Below are 15,081 nucleotides of genomic sequence, written 5' to 3' on the forward strand. Positions count from 1 at the left end.
CTTGACACCTCGGCCGGGATCCGCCTCCCTGCGCGCGTCGCCCGCGGAAACAGGACCACCCCGTGCCCCCCACCTGGACCGAGATGTTCCGCGCCTTCGGTCGCATCGGCCTGCTCTCCTTCGGCGGACCCGCGGCGCAGATCTCCGTCATGCATGAGGAACTCGTGGCGCGCCGCGCCTGGATGTCCGAAAGGGACTTCCTCGGCGCCCTGTCCTTCTGCATGCTGCTGCCCGGCCCCGAGGCCATGCAGCTGGCCACCTATGCCGGCTGGCGCCAGCGCGGCACCGCCGGGGGGCTGCTGGCGGGGCTGCTCTTCACCCTGCCCGGTGCGCTCGTCATCCTGGGGCTCGCCTTCGCCTATGCGCGATGGGGTGGCATCCCGCTGATCCAGCAGGCCTTTCTGGGGGTCAAGGCGCTCGTGATCGTGATCGTCCTGCAGGCGCTGTGGCGGATCTCGCGCAAGGCGCTCTCCGGGGCGCAGGGCTGGATCCTCGCCGCGCTCGCCTTTCTCGGGCTCTTCGCGCTCGACCTGCCCTTTCCGCTCATCATCCTGGCGGCGGGCCTCTGGGGATACCTCTCGGCCCGCCCCGCGCCGGACGAAGCGGAACGCCCGGTGGCCTCCCGGGCCGCCAGCCTGCGCACCGCACTCATCTGGCTGGCGCTCTGGATGGCGCCCCTCGCCCTCGTCGCGCTCGCCGGACACGCCTTTCTGACCGACCTCGCCCTCTTCTTCGCCAGGCTCGCCGTGGTCACCTTCGGCGGTGCCTACGCCGTTCTGGCCTACATGGCGCAGGCCGTGGTCGAGACGCACGGCTGGATCGGCCCCGACGCGATGATCGATGCCCTCGGCCTCGCCGAGACCACCCCCGGCCCGCTGATCCTGGTCACCCAGTTCATCGGTCATCTCGCGGGGATCGGCCAGGGCGGCCCGGCCCTGGGGCTCGGGGCCGGCCTGCTCACCCTCTGGATGACCTTCACCCCCTGTTTCCTGTGGATCTTCGCCTTCGCCCCGCATGTCGAGGCGATCCTGGCGAACCCGCGCCTCCGGGGCGCCCTGGCCGCGATCACGGCGGCGGTCGTGGGGGTGATCCTCAACCTGTCGCTGTGGTTCGCCCTCCACGTCCTGTTCCGGCGGGTGGAGGACGTGCGGGGCCTGACCCTGCCGGATCCGGCCAGTTTCGACCTTTTCGCCGCCAGCCTTACATGTCTTGCGGCAGGGTTGCTATTCGGGCTCAGGACCGGTCTGATGGTGGCTCTGCCCGTCATGGCCCTCGCGGCCGCGGCGGCAGCCCTGATCCCATGAGCCGGCTGGCATAGGCGCTTCCGTTTTCACGCGAATCCCCTATGCTCGACTCTACAGACCGTGGAAACCCATATGTCGCGTTCGATTGACTACGGAAATCTCATGCACCGCGCGATGCGCGGCCTCATCCAAGAGGTCCTCGCGGACGTCGCCGACAACGGATTGCCCGGGAATCACCACTTCTTCATCACCTTCGACACGACCCACGAGGATGCCCGCCTCGCCGACTGGTTGCGCGACCGCTATCCCAGGGAAATGACGGTCGTGCTGCAGCACTGGTTCGACAACCTCGTCGTGGGGGATGACGGCTTCGGCATCTCGCTCAATTTCGGCGATTCCCCTGAACGGCTGTTCATTCCCTACGATTCCATCCTGACCTTCGTCGATCCTTCGGTCGAATTCGGCCTCCGCTTCGAGACCCAGGACCAGGAGAGCGAGGCCGAGGATGCCGAAGCCTCCCCGCCGCTGCGCGCCCGCCGCGACGAGCCCGAGACCGAGGCCGAAGCAGACGCGGCCGGAGACGAGGACGAGGCGCAGGACGCCGAGGTCGTTCAGCTCGACAAGTTCCGCAAATAGGCCTCCCGGCGGCCTCTTGGCGGCCCCCGGGCGTGAAATTTTTATGAAACCTCATGGAACCGGCTTGCTGCCTCCGGCCGTTCGTCGTTCATCAACCGAAAGAAATCCGAGGAGGGAGTCTTCGAGCATGGCCAGTGATTTCACCGTTTTCCTGGGCGAGTTGATGCGGAACCCGCGCGAGGTTTCGGCCATCGCCCCGTCTTCGGCCGCGGTCGCCCGCAAGATGACCGAAGGCGTCGAGAACGTCGAAGGTCCGATCGTCGAGATCGGCCCCGGGACCGGAAGCTTCACCAAGGCCATTCTCGAGCGCGGGGTCGCGCCGGAACGTCTGATCCTGATGGAGCTCAATCCGCGGTTCTGCGAGGAACTGGCGCGCAAGTTTCCCGGCGTCACGGTGCTCAACCGGCCCGCGCAGGAGATCGAGAACATCGGCTTCTCGAACCTCGGCTGTGTCATCTCCGGCGTGCCCGTCCTGGCCCGTCCGCAGATCCAGCGCGAAGTGGTGGGGCGGGCCTTCAACGTCATGGCGCCCGACGGGGTTTTCGTCCAGATCACCTATTCTCCGAACGCTCCCATTCCCGAGGATGTGCAGATCGACATGGGCATCACCGCGACCAAGCGGGGGACCGTCTGGGCCAACCTTCCCCCGGCGCGCGTCTTCGAATTTCGTCGCAAGGTGCAGTGACCGCCCCGCGCCGCAGGGCACTCACGCCGCTTGTCCCCTTCCATGGGTCATCCCGCGAATCCGTCCTCCTCGGGCCCGACCCGAGGATGCGCCCGCTCGGCAGGATGATGGCGCCCGCGCCTGAAAATGGCTCCCGCCCGTTCGGCGCAACGCCCTCACTTCACCCGGTTTTCCAGCATGTCCAGGAACACCGCCGTGTGCTGGCGCAGCGTCTCGGGATTGTCCGTGCTGCGCGATGAGGTCCAGAGCGCCGCGGAGAACATGGCGATGATCCGCGCCAGCGCCTTGCGGTGCGCCAGGGGCAGCTGCGACTTCTTCTCGCGCTGCAGGGCCATGGTGAATGCGTTCTCGAGCTTGGTGTTGTGCTCCGACACCTTCCGCGCGACATCCGGATCGTGGGGCGCGGTCTCGGTCGCGGCATTGGCGACGAAACAACCCGGCCCGGGCAGCCCGATTCCCTCGGCCATCTCGATCAGCCGGCCGAAATAGGCGGTGATCGCCGGCAGCCCGTCGTGCGAGCTGAACACCGGGTTCAGCACCGGGGCCACCACATGTTCGTGATAGCGCGGAAAACATGCGAGGTAGAGCGACCGCTTGCTGCCATAGTCGGTATAGATGCCGTGGCGGCTGACCCCGGTCTTCTTGACGAGCGTGTCCATCGACGTCGCCTCGTAGCCGCCGTACCAGAATTGGGCGAGCGCGCTGTCGGCGAGACTTTCGGGGGTATGGGAGGGCTTGCGTGGCATACCTCATCTATGTCGGAACACGTGTTCTGACACAAGACGGCAAAAGAACGAAGCGGCGCTTTTTTGCCCGGATTGCGTGCGCGCAGGCGACAGCGTATAGCCGACGCGACGTCATAGCCCGGAGTACCCACGATGACCCAGACCCGCACGGAAAGCGACAGTTTCGGCCCGCTCGAAGTTCCCGCCGACAAGTATTGGGGCGCGCAGACGCAGCGCTCGATCATGAACTTCCCGATCGGATGGGAGAAACAGCCCGTTGCCATCGTCCGTGCGCTCGGCGTCATCAAGCAGGCCTGTGCCCAGGCCAACAAGGAGAGCGGCGCGCTGGACGCCAAGCTTGCCGATGCGATCGTCCAGGCGGCAAGCGAGGTGGTCGAGGGCCGGTTCGACGACAATTTTCCGCTGGTCGTCTGGCAGACCGGATCGGGCACCCAGTCCAACATGAATGCCAACGAGGTCATCGCCAACCGCGCGATCGAGATCCTCGGCGGCACGATCGGGTCGAAGGACCCGGTGCATCCGAACGACCACTGCAACATGGGTCAGAGCTCGAACGATACCTTCCCGACCGCCATGCACATCGCGGCCGCGATGACCGCAAGGGACGTTCTGCTTCCGGGTTTGAAAAAGCTTCTCAAGGGGTTGGAGGCCAAATCCGACCAATTCAAGGACATCATCAAGATCGGGCGGACGCACACCCAGGATGCCACGCCGCTGACGCTCGGCCAGGAATTCTCGGGGTATGCGCATCAGATCCGCCAGGGCATCGCCCGGATCGAGACCGCCCTGCCGGGTATCTACGAACTGGCCCAGGGCGGCACGGCCGTCGGCACCGGGCTGAACACGAAACAGGGCTGGGGCGAGACGGTCGCGAAGAACATGGCCGAGATCACCGGCCTGCCCTTCGTCACCGCCCCCAACAAGTTCGAGGCGCTGGCCGCGCATGACGCCATGGTCTTCATGTCCGGGGCGCTGTCGACCGTGGCGGGGTCGATGTACAAGATCGCCAACGACATCCGGTTCCTGGGCTCCGGTCCCCGCTCGGGCCTGGGCGAACTGATCCTGCCCGAGAACGAGCCCGGATCCTCGATCATGCCGGGCAAGGTCAACCCGACCCAGGCCGAGGCGATGACCCAGGTGGCGGCCCATGTGATGGGCAATGACGCCGCCATCAAGTTTGCGGGGAGCCAGGGCCATTTCGAACTGAACGTCTACAACCCCATGATGTCCTACAACCTGCTGCAGTCCATGCAGCTTCTGGGCGACGTGGCCGACAGCTTTACCGAACGGATGCTGAACGGCATCGAGGCGAACGAGCCGCGCATCGAGAAGCTGATGAAGGAATCGCTGATGCTGGTGACGGCGCTGGCCCCCACGATCGGCTATGACAACGCCACCAAGGTCGCGAAGACGGCGCACAAGAACGGCACCACCCTCAAGGAAGAAGCCATCGCGCTTGGTTTCGTCGACGAAGAGACCTTCGACAAGGTCGTGCGCCCGGAACAGATGATCGGCCCCAAGGCCTGATCCTTCCTCGGGTTTCACCTGTCAGGGGGCGGCTTTCGGGCCGCCCTTTTTCGTGCTGGCGCGGGATCACCCGGCGCATTAGGATCCGGGCATGAGCAAGATCGTGAACCTGAACCGCGCCAGAAAGCAGAAGCAGCGTTCGGACAAGCGGGCGACGGCCGATGCGAATGCGGTCAAGTTCGGCCGCACCAGGGCGGAAAAAACGCAGGAGCGGAGCGAGAGGGATCAGGCGGCGCGCAGGCTCGACGGGCACAGGCTCGACGGGCACGGGCGCGACGATCCGGACGGCTGATGCCGACGCGCCCCGAGAAACACTCCTTGACGCTGCGCGGGCACCGCACCAGTGTCTCTCTCGAACCGGAATTCTGGCAGGCGTTCCGCGATATCGCTGCGGAACGGAATGTGCCGATCAATGCCCTGGCGGCGCAGATCGACGAGCGGCGCGGAACCGACGCCGGCCTGGCCTCGGCCATCCGGGTCTTTGTCCTTGACCACTATCGCGGCTGATTATTCGGCGGCAGTGGCGCTGTCTTCGCCCGACTTGCCGTCACCGTTGCCCGAGTCCTTCTTGGCCCGCGGCTTGCGATTATAGCTCCGCTTGGGCTTCGAGGCGGGTTCTTCGGACCCGCTCCGCGCCTCTTCGGGCGTCTCGACCAGCCCGGATTCGCTGTCGTTGCCCGAGGCATCGATCACATCCGGCTGATCCCCGCCGCCGGGCACCGATTGCTCGGCCTCCTGCTGGTCGGAACTGTCCTGCTTGGCGCGTTCGCGGTCGCGTTCGGACTGCCGCTTGCGGTTCTCGGCATCCTGCTGTTCGCGCTGCTTTTCCTGCTCTTTCTGGGCCGAGCCCAGCATGCGCAGATAATGCTCGGCATGCTGCTGGAAGTTCTCGGTGGCCACCCGGTCACCGCCCAGCTGCGCATCCCGCGCGAGCTGATTGTACTTGTCGATGATCTGTTGCGGCGTACCGCGGACCTTGCCTTCCGGACCCGAAGAGTCGAAGACCCGATTTACGATATTGCCGACAGACCGATTACGGTTCGACTTGTTGCGCGAACGTGATTTCGAAGATCTCATGGGCCTCTTGTGAGCCTTGCTTGAATGGCTGTCGTTCACACCAGCCTGCGCAAAGAAAGTGGCGCGGCGGGTCTTCGACGTTTTGGGCTTACCAAAGTCCGGGCAGATGCATGCCGCATCCGCTGCCGTGACGTACCTAAGGACTAAACATGTCCGAACCCTGAATACAAGGGGTAACTGGGAAAGAAATCCCCAAGGGCCCTATTGTGGTCGCAAAGCAGCCACCACGCGGTCCCGGCCGTCGAGGTCGGGAAAGGTCCGGATCTCCGTCAGTCCCGCATCGCGGAAGAGACCGGCAACCGCCCCGGCCTGGGTCGGTCCGATCTCGACCAGCAGCCTTCCGCCGGGAACCAGCCGGGCCGGCGCCTGCGCCGCGATGGCCCGGTAGGCGCCGAGACCGTCGACCCCATCGGTGAGGGCCTGCCGTGGGTCGAACTTGGTGACGTCGGGGGCAAGGCCGCTCATCTCTTCGGGCGCGATGTAGGGCGGGTTCGACACGATCAGATCGAACGTTCCGTCGACCCCCGCCATCCAGTCGGACCGGACCAGCGACAGGCGGTCGGCAACGCCGCAGGTCGCGGCATTCTCCGCCGCCGTCGCAAGCGCCCCCTCGGAAAGGTCCGACCCGACGCCGCGCGCATCCGCCCTTTCGGCCAGCAGGGAGATCACGATGCAGCCGGTTCCCGTGCCGAGGTCGAGTACCCGGTCGAAGCGCCGTTCAAGAGCGATCTGGACCAGCGTCTCGGTTTCCGGGCGCGGATCGAGGGTCGCGGGCGAGACGTCGAACCAGCGGCCGTAGAACCAGCGGCCGCCGACGATGCGCGACACCGGTTCGTGAAGAAGGCGCCGCGCGATCAGTCCGTCGAACGCCTCCTCGGAGCCGGGGCCGATCTCATCCTGCGCCATGAGCGAAATGCGGTCGGCGCCCACCTCCAGCGCATGGGCCATCAGCCGGCGGGCGTCGCGTTCCGGCGTGCCGGTCCCGGCAGCGGCGAGACGGGCGATACCCTCGGCCATCGCGGCGCGCACGCTGCGCGTCACCCCTCCATCTCCGCCATCAGCATGGCCTGGTGATCGGCGGTCAGCGCGTCGATCACCTCGTCCAGATCGCCCTGCATCACCTGGTCCAGACGGTAGAGCGTCAGGTTGATCCGGTGGTCCGTCACCCTGCCCTGCGGGAAATTGTACGTCCGGATCCGCTCGCTGCGGTCGCCCGTACCCACCTGCGCCTTGCGATCCGCCGCCCGCGCATCGGCGGCCTTCTGGCGTTCCAGGTCGAAGAGGCGCGTGCGCAGGACCTGCATGGCGATGGCGCGGTTCTGATGCTGCGACTTTTCCGAGCTGACGACTACGATACCCGTCGGCACATGGGTGATGCGCACGGCTGAATCCGTGGTGTTCACGTGCTGGCCGCCGGCCCCGCTCGCGCGCATCGTGTCGATGCGGATTTCGGACGGGTCGATCTGGATATCCACATCCTCTGCCTCGGGGAGCACGGCCACCGTCGCGGCCGAGGTGTGGATGCGCCCGCCGCTCTCGGTTTCCGGGACGCGCTGCACGCGGTGCACGCCGCTTTCGAACTTGAGCCGGGCAAAGACGTTCTCGCCCTGGACATTCGCGACGACTTCCTTGATCCCGCCAAGCTCGGTCTCGTTCAGTTCGACCACCTGGAACCGCCATCCCCGTGCTTCGGAATACCGCTGGTACATTCGCAGCAGGTCGCCGGCGAACAGCGCCGCCTCGTCCCCGCCGGTGCCGGGCCGTATCTCGATCATGGCCGGGCGGCTGTCGGCGGCGTCCTTCGGCAGCAGCGCGATCTGCAGCGCCTGTTCCAGCTCGGGCAGGTCGTGCCTGAGCCGCTGGATCTCCTCGTCGGCGAGGGCCCGCATCTCGGGATCGTCGCGCAGGCCCTCGGCCTCGCTCAGCGCGGTCTGCGCCTGCTCCCAGGCGGCGATCGTCGCCACCACGGGGCGCAGTTCGGAGTATTCGCGCGACAGGGCGGCGAAGTCGCCGCCGCCCTCGGCCATGCGCGCCTCGAGATATTCAAAGCGCTGCGTGATCTGCGCCAGTCTGTCCGCGGATATCATGGGCCTGCTGTCCCCTATTCGTGATGCTTGGTCAAGGGCGGGGCCCGTGCTAGCCTTCTTGCATGAGATGGTTGGCCCTTGCCATGGCGCTTGCGCCCGTTCCGGCCGTCGCGGACGGCACTATCGGTGGAAAGACCGTCGACTGCTATTGCACCGACAGCTCGGGCGCCCGCATCGAAATGGGCCAGGTGATCTGCATGGAGGTGAACGGCCGCATCTTCACGGCACAGTGCCAGATGTCGCTCAACGTTCCGATGTGGCGGGAATTGCAGGAAGGATGCCTGAGTTCGCAAGCCCGGCCGATGAGCCCGGCCCCGCCGGATGGACCGGTGCCCGAAGCGCCGTTCAGAGGCTGATGTCGTTGCGCGCGGGGCTGGGGAACCACGACTGGTCGATCTGCTCGTAGCGGTTGACGTAGTTCGACATGGATTTCAGCTCGGCCGGGCGCAGGATGCGGACATAGGGGCGCTGGATCTCGATCAGCCCCTCTTCGGTGAAGGCCTTGAGCAGGCGGTTCACGTAGACCTTGGTCAGCCCGAGCACCTCGGCGATGTCCACCTGCCGGAGCGGCAACCGGAAGCGGCGCCCCATGTCCGGATTGCTCAGCAACAGCCGTTCGTGCAGGTCGAGCAGGAAATGCGCCATGCGTTCCCGCGCCGTGCCCGAGCCCATCATGAACAGCCGATCCTTGAGGGCGACCTGATCCACGCTGGCGACGGCCGTCAGCAGCGCCGCGAGCCGCGGCACCCGGGCGTAGATCCCGGTGATGTGATCCTTGGGAAACGGACAGATGCACCCTTGGGTGACCATCACCACCTCGTGGGCATAGTGGCCGATTCCCAGGCCGGGAAGGCCGATGATCTCGCCCGGAAGATAGATCCGCAGCGTCTGGCTGCGGCCGTTCAGCCTGTCGCTCCTGGCGACGGCCCATCCCTCTTTCACGACGCCGAGCTCGGTCGAGGGTTCGCCGGCCTTGAGGACCACCTCGCCGCGCTTGACCGGCCGCTCGGCCTCTTCCATCCGGGCGACAAAGCCTTTCTCCTCGTCCGTCAGCGGCGCGTAACGTTCCAGTCGGCTGGCAAAGCAGCTGGCTGGGGAATGGCCTCCTCCGTTTCCGTTCTGGCCGTAGTAGCGCGTCATCCGTTGCATCTTCGTTCTCTCGTTCTGGCTCGTCCCGGGTAACCCGCCGGTGATGGAGCACAAACTGGCGAATTGTTCGGGTGGTTCCATGGCTCGTTGCCGCCGCTCTGCCAAGGACTTGCATCGCTGTTGGTTAACTGTTTGATATTTTTGCCTTTAAGCAGTTGCCACAAGATTTTCACCGAATCATGAGGCAGACGTCCTGCTAGATCTCGGCTCGGCCGAGGGCCAACCACCAGATCAGGTGTCTTCATCCGTCTTGCGCTCGATGATGTTCCGCAGTTCGGTGAGGGTGCGGTGCGCCTTTTCGACGGTGGAATCCGCCTCGTCCAGGAACTGCAACACCCTGTCGCCTCCGCCGTTGGTGACCGACCGGCGCAGCAATCGCGCGCAGGCCTGCAGCGCGAAGATCTGGTTGTTGATGTCATGCAGTTTCGTGCGGACCTCGGGGCCGGGCTCCGCCTGCGGCCGGTCCCGCGCCATCCCCTCGGACAGAACGAGCGCCTCGCCCCTCTCCTGGGGCGCCACCCAGATGCGAACCGGGGCGGTCTGCCCCTGGGGCGTCGGCGAAAGCGTGATTGTCCCGCGCGAGCGGGACCTCAGGGCCGACACGATCGCCGCCCTGTCGCGCGCTTCCCAGAGCGACAGCCAGTCCGAGCCGACCATCGGCCCCGAATCGCCGATGCGCGCCACGATCCTGCCATCCGGATCGACCGTGACCGCCGCGCCCTGCAGCGCACGAATCGCCAGCGTGAGCGCGTGACGTTCCACATCGGTGATGCCGGTTTGCAAAGCGGAGGTATCGTGGGTCATCGCGGGTGGGACCTGTTTCCTTTCCGTTCAACGGGGCCTGAATGCCTGTGGAAACGGTACTCCTGTCACCCCGAGCGACCAACGCGGCCCCCGGTTGTCGGTCCGGACTGCCGGGAAAAACTTGCGCGGAATGCAACTCAGTTTAACAGAAGGGCGGATTCGCGGCGTCGACAGGCGGGATTGGTCGAAAGCAACCTTGCAATCGGCTATATTGCCTTTGGAAGGATCGTCAGGATGCGATCGGCCGGATGCACCCAACCCCGAAGCGGGCCGATCCAGGGGCAATTTTGCCTGCAACCGGGGCGTGTTACGGGACATATGCAAACGCGCCTGAGAAGGGCAACGGGACGATGTACGACTTCGACAAGCATCGCCGGGATGTCAGTTCCCGGCATCACAGGCTTTTCGAGCTCCTGCGGACGCGGGACATCCGGCCGAATCGCCTGGCTGCGGAAGACACCCCCGAGCGCGAGGACCTATCCGAGCGGAAAGCCGACCGGCCGAAGCTCGGCGCTTCCAACGCCGATCCCGAAAGCCTCCGTCAGTTCGTCTCGGCGGCCATCGCCTCGCTCCGGCGGGGCTGAACTCATCCGCGAAAGCCGGTGGCGACCACGAATTTCTCCGAGCTGTCGGCGCGCGAGGCGGGCGGCTTCATGTTGGCGACCTTGTCGAACTTCTGCTTGAGCAGTTTCTGCAACTCGCCCTCCGCGCCGCCCGCCAGCACCTTGGCGACGAAGGTGCCGCCCGGGGCCAGCACGTCGAAGGCGAAATAGGCCGCGGCTTCGCACAGCGAGATGATCCGCAGGTGGTCGGTCTGCTTGTGACCGGACGAGGCGGCGGCCATGTCCGACATGACCACGTCGGCCTCGCCCCCCAACCAGGTCTTCACCTGTTCGTCCGCATCGTCGGCCATGAAGTCCAGCTGATGGATCTCGGCCCCCGGCAGCGGCTCGACCTCCTGAAGATCGACGCCGATGATCCGGCCCTGCGCCTTGCCCTGTTTCTCGCCAAGCGCGTTGATCCGCGGGACCGCGACCTGAAGCCAGCCGCCCGGCGCACAGCCGAGGTCCACGACACGCGCACCGGGGACGAGGAACCGGAACTTGTCGTCGATCTCCATGATCTTGAACGCTGCCCGCCCGCGATAGCCTTCGGCCTTCGCGCGCTGCACATAAGGGTCGTTGAGTTGTCGCTGAAGCCACCGCGTGGACGACAGCTTGCGGCCGCGCGCGGTCTTGACCTTCACGGTCAGGTCCCGCTGCCCGCGCCCCGAGGTATTGCGTCCTGTCGGCTTCTTCGCCACGTCCGGTCCCTTTCGAATGGCGCGTGCTTACCCAGTCCCGCCGGTGCAGACAAGCCAGCTGCTGCCCGGCGGCGGCCCGTCAGTAGGGCGCGTCCTCCAGTACCCCGTGCGCCGACATCTGGGCATAGAGAAGCCCCTCGCGCAATCCGCGGTCTGCCACCGAGAGACGGTCGGTCGGCCAGCACCGCAGCAGGGCCTGAAGGATCGCGGCGCCGGACATGATCAGCGTCTGACGGTCCTGCCCGATCCGGGGATCCTTGCGCCGCCCCTCGGGACCCAGTGTGAGATAGTCGCGGATCACACGGTCGATCTGGTCGCTGGTCATGCGCAGCCCGTCCACCTTGGTCCGGTCATAGCGCTTGAGCCCGAGATGCGAGGCCGCGACCGTGGTGACGGTGCCCGAGGTGCCGATGATCTGGAACCCCTCGCGGGCCTGTTCGTCCTTGTAGGGCGCGAATTCGGCCAGCGATTCCTCGAAGAACCAGGACATCAGCGCGAACCGCGCCGTGTCGTCCTGCACATCGCGGAACTGGTCCCGCAGGGTCGCCACGCCCAGGGGAACCGAGATCCAGTCCACGACCTTGGCCGCCGGAAACGGGCTTTCCGACGGGTGAAAGCCGGAATGCAGCCGCATGATCGCGCGCGGCCGGTCGCGGCGCGGCACGGCGGTCAGGTCGATCCAGACCAGTTCCGTCGAGCCGCCACCGATATCCACGACGAGAAGCTGGTCGGTCCGCGTCGAGACCAGCGGCGCGCAGGAGATGACGGCCAGCCGCGCCTCTTCCTCGGGCTGGATGATCTCGAGCGCCAGGCCGGTCTCGCGCTGGACCTGTTCGATGAACCGGCTGGCGTTGCTGGCGCGGCGACAGGCCTCGGTGGCCACCAGGCGCATGTGCCGGACCTTGTGCCGCCGCAGCTTCTGATGACAGACCCGCAGGGCCTGGATCGTGCGCGACATGGAGGCCCGCGACAGATGCCCCGACCGTTCCAGCCCGGCACCCAGCTGCACCGATTTCGAAAAGCTGTCCACGACGTGGAACTGACTGCCCTTGGGCTGGGCAATCAGCATCCGGCACGAATTCGTGCCCAAGTCCAGCGCGGCATAGAGCTCGGCCGGATCGGGTGGTGTGGGTACGGGGCTTTCGACCGGTTTCGGGAACGCGCCCGCACCTTTGGGACGCCTGGGCGCCATCGTCGCGCCCTCCTGTTACGTGTTACCTGAAAACTAGTCCACCGCAGGCGTTTCCGCAAGATACCGTCTCCGGCCGCCGCTCCGACCGCCGCGGGAACGCTCGTTCCCTGTGCACGGCAACCGGGCTCATGACTGTCATGAGAATTCCTCCGACTCGCGGCGCTTCACCCCCGCCGCCGGGCGCGGTACTTCTGCCCGGGCGTCGCCCGTGCGACGCAACGTGTCGAAAACGACCCGACACGCCTTCCTGCCCTCGCATATCAGGGGCATACGGGACGCAGAGGAAACGCGCATGGCCCAGAACGACATCACCCTTGTATGCTGGCGGGACATCCCCGCCCAGGTGATCGTCGGCAAGGGCCGCAAGGCGGCCAAGGCCGTGCTGCCGGAACGCTTCGAACAGGCGATTGACCGGGCGGCGATGAAGGGTGGCGCATCGGAGACCGATGACTACCTGGCCGAATGGCGCAAACTGCCCCTGCCCCCGCAGGAGGGCGACCCCTCCGACGTCGCGGCGCGCGAGATCGCGCGCCTGGATGCCGAATACGATCAGGACCGTCTCAAGGCCCTGATCGCGAACGATGGATGGGCATGAGCGGATGGGCATGAGCCGCCCGAGTTGGAGGGAACCCCTGATGGCAATACTGAACTTCGCCCGCCGGGCGGTGCCCGCACCGGCCGACACCCGCCTCGAAGCCTTCCTGCAGGGCTATTCGATCGAGGTGATGCCCCGCACCGCCGGAAAGGTCGAGGATTTCCGCGCCCTCCTGCCCCGGGGCACCCGAGTCTACGTCGCCCATATCGAGGGCACTCCGATCGCGGACATGGTCGCCACCGCGGCGCGACTCGCGGCCGAGGGGTTCGACGTCATGCCGCATTTCCCCGCGCGCATCATCAAGGACGGCGCGACGCTGGCCGACTGGATCGCCCGCTACCAGGGCGAGGCGGGGGTCGACCAGGGCCTGATCCTCGCCGGTGGCGTGGCCGAGCCGCAGGGCGATTTCCACAGCTCGATGCAGCTGCTGGAGACCGGGCTTTTCGACAAGGCCGGCTTTCGGCGCCTGCACGTGGCCGGCCACCCCGAGGGCAACCGCGACATCGACCCCGAGGGCGGCGAGGCCGTGGTGATGGAGGCGCTGCGCTGGAAGCAGGCGTTTTCGGAGCGCACGGATGCTGAGATGGCGCTGGCCACCCAGTTCGCCTTCGACGCCCGTCCGATCATCGCCTGGGCCGACCGCCTGCAGGAGGCCGGGATCGCCCTGCCGATCCACGTGGGCGTCGCCGGCCCGGCCAAGCTTCAGACGCTGATCAAGTTCGCCATCGCCTGCGGCGTCGGCCCGTCGCTCAAGGTGCTGCAGAAACGCGCGATGGATGTCACCAAACTGGTGCTGCCCTACGAACCGACCGAGGTCCTGGCCGACCTCGCCCGCCACAAGGCGGAAAACCCCGACAGCCTGATCGCACAGGCCCATGTCTTCCCGCTCGGCGGGATTGCCACGGCGGCGCGATGGGTGACCGACAACGCCGGGGACTCCGGCCGGGCCGCCTCGGCCTGACAGACAACATCTCACACACCAAGGGACTGCAATGACTCGTACCGTCATCGAGAGCAAAACGAAAACCGTGGTCATCGGCTTCGATGAACCCTTCTGCGTCATCGGTGAACGGATCAATCCGACCGGCCGCAAGAAACTGGCCGCGGAACTCGAGATGGACGATTTCTCGACCGTGGAACAGGATGCGGTCGAACAGGTCGCCTGCGGGGCCATGGTGCTCGACATCAATTCCGGCGCCGTCTTCACCAACAAGATGGCCGACGATCCGCGCTACGCCGACAACAACTTTGTCGAACCGATGCTGATGCCCGAACTGGTCAAGCGCGTGCAGTCGCTGGTCGACGTGCCGCTCTGCATCGACAGCTCGGTTCCCGGCGCGCTCGAGAACGGGCTCGAGGCGGCCGAGGGCCGCCCCCTTCTCAACTCCGTCACCGGCGAGGAGGAGCGCCTGGAACTGGTCCTGCCGCTGGTCAAGAAATACAACGTGCCGGTCGTCGCGATCTCGAACGACGACACCGGCATCTCCGAGGATCCCGAGGTGCGGTTTGCGGTGGCCAAGAAGATCGTCGAACGCGCCGCCGACCACGGCATTCCCGCGCATGACATCGTGGTCGACCCGCTGGTCATGCCGATCGGCGCCATGGCCACGGCCGGTCAGCAGGTCTTTACCCTCGTCCGCCGGCTGCGGGACGAACTGGGCGTGAACACCACCTGCGGCGCCTCCAACGTCTCCTTCGGTCTGCCGAACCGTCACGGGGTCAATGCGGCCTTTTTGCCGATGGCCATCTGCGCCGGCATGACCTCGGCGATCATGAACCCGATCCGCCAGGTCGAGATGGAGGCGATCAAGGCCGCCAACCTGCTGATGAACCACGACCCGAACGGCGGCGCCTGGATCGGCTTTTCCCGCGTGGTCGACGCGGTCAAGGAGGGGGCGACCTTCCCCGAAGCGGCCAAGGCGGCCCAGGCCGGAGCGGGCGGGCGCGGCGGCAGACGGCGCCGCCGCTGAGACGCCGACCCGCCTTCGCATGATCGAAAAGCGGTGTCGAGCCAGGCTCGGATCCGATCAGATCGC

Annotated in this window: 19 protein-coding genes; 11 read left to right on the forward strand and 8 right to left on the reverse strand. The window is 66.3% G+C overall.

The genetic code is table 11. The features are described 5' to 3' along the window. The first annotated feature begins 62 nt into the window (after nt 1–62). The 3 genes from chrA to OB2597_RS07505 all read left to right on the forward strand — a co-directional run bounded on the left by chrA (nt 63) and on the right by OB2597_RS07505 (nt 2,565). Nucleotides 63–1,304: a chromate efflux transporter gene (gene chrA / locus OB2597_RS07495; protein WP_009804937.1), complete on the forward strand. Its 1,242-nt coding sequence runs from the start codon at nt 63–65 to the stop codon at nt 1,302–1,304. Nucleotides 1,305–1,376: 72 nt separating this feature from the next. Then, on the forward strand, nt 1,377–1,880 hold the full coding sequence (locus tag OB2597_RS07500; RefSeq protein ID WP_009804938.1) for an SspB family protein: 504 nt from the start codon (nt 1,377–1,379) through the stop codon (nt 1,878–1,880). A 127-nt stretch (nt 1,881–2,007) separates the two neighbouring features. After that, the gene (locus OB2597_RS07505) at nt 2,008–2,565 is read left to right on the forward strand and encodes a class I SAM-dependent methyltransferase (RefSeq protein WP_009804939.1); all 558 of its coding nucleotides are present in this window, start codon (nt 2,008–2,010) and stop codon (nt 2,563–2,565) included. Between the two features lie 155 nt (nt 2,566–2,720). Here the strand turns inward: OB2597_RS07505 and OB2597_RS07510 are convergent, their stop codons facing one another. Next, complete coding sequence (locus tag OB2597_RS07510) at nt 2,721–3,311, reverse strand: TetR/AcrR family transcriptional regulator (RefSeq protein ID WP_009804940.1); 591 nt, start codon at nt 3,309–3,311, stop codon at nt 2,721–2,723. A gap of 132 nt (nt 3,312–3,443) precedes the next feature. Here OB2597_RS07510 and fumC point away from each other — a divergent pair, with 132 nt between their 5' ends. The 3 genes from fumC (at nt 3,444) to OB2597_RS07525 (ending at nt 5,345) form a co-directional block, all read left to right on the forward strand. Continuing rightward, the gene (gene fumC, locus OB2597_RS07515; protein WP_009804941.1) at nt 3,444–4,838 is read left to right on the forward strand and encodes a class II fumarate hydratase; all 1,395 of its coding nucleotides are present in this window, start codon (nt 3,444–3,446) and stop codon (nt 4,836–4,838) included. Between the two features lie 91 nt (nt 4,839–4,929). Continuing rightward, a complete protein-coding gene (locus OB2597_RS07520) occupies nt 4,930–5,130 on the forward strand; it encodes a DUF4169 family protein (protein WP_009804942.1) in 201 nt (66 codons plus the stop codon). After that, entirely contained in the window at nt 5,130–5,345 is a 216-nt protein-coding gene (locus OB2597_RS07525) for a ribbon-helix-helix domain-containing protein (protein ID WP_009804943.1), read from the forward strand. The genes OB2597_RS07520 and OB2597_RS07525 overlap by 1 nt, the downstream gene beginning before the upstream one ends. Here the strand turns inward: OB2597_RS07525 and OB2597_RS07530 are convergent, their stop codons facing one another. From OB2597_RS07530 to prfA, 3 genes are all read right to left on the reverse strand, one after another. Continuing rightward, entirely contained in the window at nt 5,346–5,915 is a 570-nt protein-coding gene (locus tag OB2597_RS07530) for a DUF4167 domain-containing protein (protein WP_009804944.1), read from the reverse strand. A 201-nt stretch (nt 5,916–6,116) separates the two neighbouring features. Then, entirely contained in the window at nt 6,117–6,956 is an 840-nt protein-coding gene (prmC, locus tag OB2597_RS07535) for a peptide chain release factor N(5)-glutamine methyltransferase (RefSeq protein WP_009804945.1), read from the reverse strand. Continuing rightward, a complete protein-coding gene (gene prfA, locus OB2597_RS07540; protein ID WP_009804946.1) occupies nt 6,953–8,002 on the reverse strand; it encodes a peptide chain release factor 1 in 1,050 nt (349 codons plus the stop codon). The genes prmC and prfA overlap by 4 nt, the downstream gene beginning before the upstream one ends. Before the next feature lie 83 nt (nt 8,003–8,085). Here prfA and OB2597_RS07545 point away from each other — a divergent pair, with 83 nt between their 5' ends. Continuing rightward, the gene (locus OB2597_RS07545) at nt 8,086–8,358 is read left to right on the forward strand and encodes a hypothetical protein (RefSeq protein ID WP_009804947.1); all 273 of its coding nucleotides are present in this window, start codon (nt 8,086–8,088) and stop codon (nt 8,356–8,358) included. On the opposite strand, the gene OB2597_RS07550 is transcribed toward OB2597_RS07545, so the two are convergent. Together OB2597_RS07550 and OB2597_RS07555 are read right to left on the reverse strand one after the other, a co-directional pair. Continuing rightward, on the reverse strand, nt 8,348–9,151 hold the full coding sequence (locus tag OB2597_RS07550) for a Crp/Fnr family transcriptional regulator (RefSeq protein ID WP_009804948.1): 804 nt from the start codon (nt 9,149–9,151) through the stop codon (nt 8,348–8,350). The genes OB2597_RS07545 and OB2597_RS07550 overlap by 11 nt on opposite strands. A gap of 231 nt (nt 9,152–9,382) precedes the next feature. After that, entirely contained in the window at nt 9,383–9,955 is a 573-nt protein-coding gene (locus OB2597_RS07555; protein ID WP_009804949.1) for a hypothetical protein, read from the reverse strand. Nucleotides 9,956–10,305: 350 nt separating this feature from the next. Here OB2597_RS07555 and OB2597_RS07560 point away from each other — a divergent pair, with 350 nt between their 5' ends. Beyond that, nucleotides 10,306–10,539 (forward strand): hypothetical protein, encoded by a 234-nt coding sequence (locus OB2597_RS07560; protein ID WP_009804950.1) that lies wholly within the window; start codon nt 10,306–10,308, stop codon nt 10,537–10,539. Nucleotides 10,540–10,541: 2 nt separating this feature from the next. On the opposite strand, the gene OB2597_RS07565 is transcribed toward OB2597_RS07560, so the two are convergent. Beyond that, nucleotides 10,542–11,258 carry an RlmE family RNA methyltransferase gene (locus OB2597_RS07565; RefSeq protein WP_009804951.1) on the reverse strand — a complete coding sequence of 239 codons (717 nt, stop codon included), beginning with the start codon at nt 11,256–11,258 and terminating at the stop codon, nt 10,542–10,544. Between the two features lie 79 nt (nt 11,259–11,337). Beyond that, nucleotides 11,338–12,450 (reverse strand): Ppx/GppA phosphatase family protein, encoded by a 1,113-nt coding sequence (locus OB2597_RS07570; RefSeq protein WP_009804952.1) that lies wholly within the window; start codon nt 12,448–12,450, stop codon nt 11,338–11,340. A 292-nt stretch (nt 12,451–12,742) separates the two neighbouring features. Here OB2597_RS07570 and OB2597_RS07575 point away from each other — a divergent pair, with 292 nt between their 5' ends. From OB2597_RS07575 to OB2597_RS07585, 3 genes are read left to right on the forward strand one after another with little or no spacing between them, the layout of a single operon-like run. Then, nucleotides 12,743–13,045 (forward strand): virulence factor, encoded by a 303-nt coding sequence (locus tag OB2597_RS07575; RefSeq protein WP_009804953.1) that lies wholly within the window; start codon nt 12,743–12,745, stop codon nt 13,043–13,045. A gap of 40 nt (nt 13,046–13,085) precedes the next feature. Continuing rightward, nucleotides 13,086–14,006: a methylenetetrahydrofolate reductase gene (locus OB2597_RS07580; protein ID WP_009804954.1), complete on the forward strand. Its 921-nt coding sequence runs from the start codon at nt 13,086–13,088 to the stop codon at nt 14,004–14,006. A 31-nt stretch (nt 14,007–14,037) separates the two neighbouring features. Continuing rightward, entirely contained in the window at nt 14,038–15,015 is a 978-nt protein-coding gene (locus OB2597_RS07585) for a methyltetrahydrofolate cobalamin methyltransferase (RefSeq protein WP_009804955.1), read from the forward strand. The last annotated feature ends 66 nt before the right edge of the window (nt 15,016–15,081 follow it).

The sequence above is a fragment of the Pseudooceanicola batsensis HTCC2597 genome, assembly GCF_000152725.1.
In the GTDB taxonomy this organism is placed as follows: domain Bacteria; phylum Pseudomonadota; class Alphaproteobacteria; order Rhodobacterales; family Rhodobacteraceae; genus Pseudooceanicola; species Pseudooceanicola batsensis.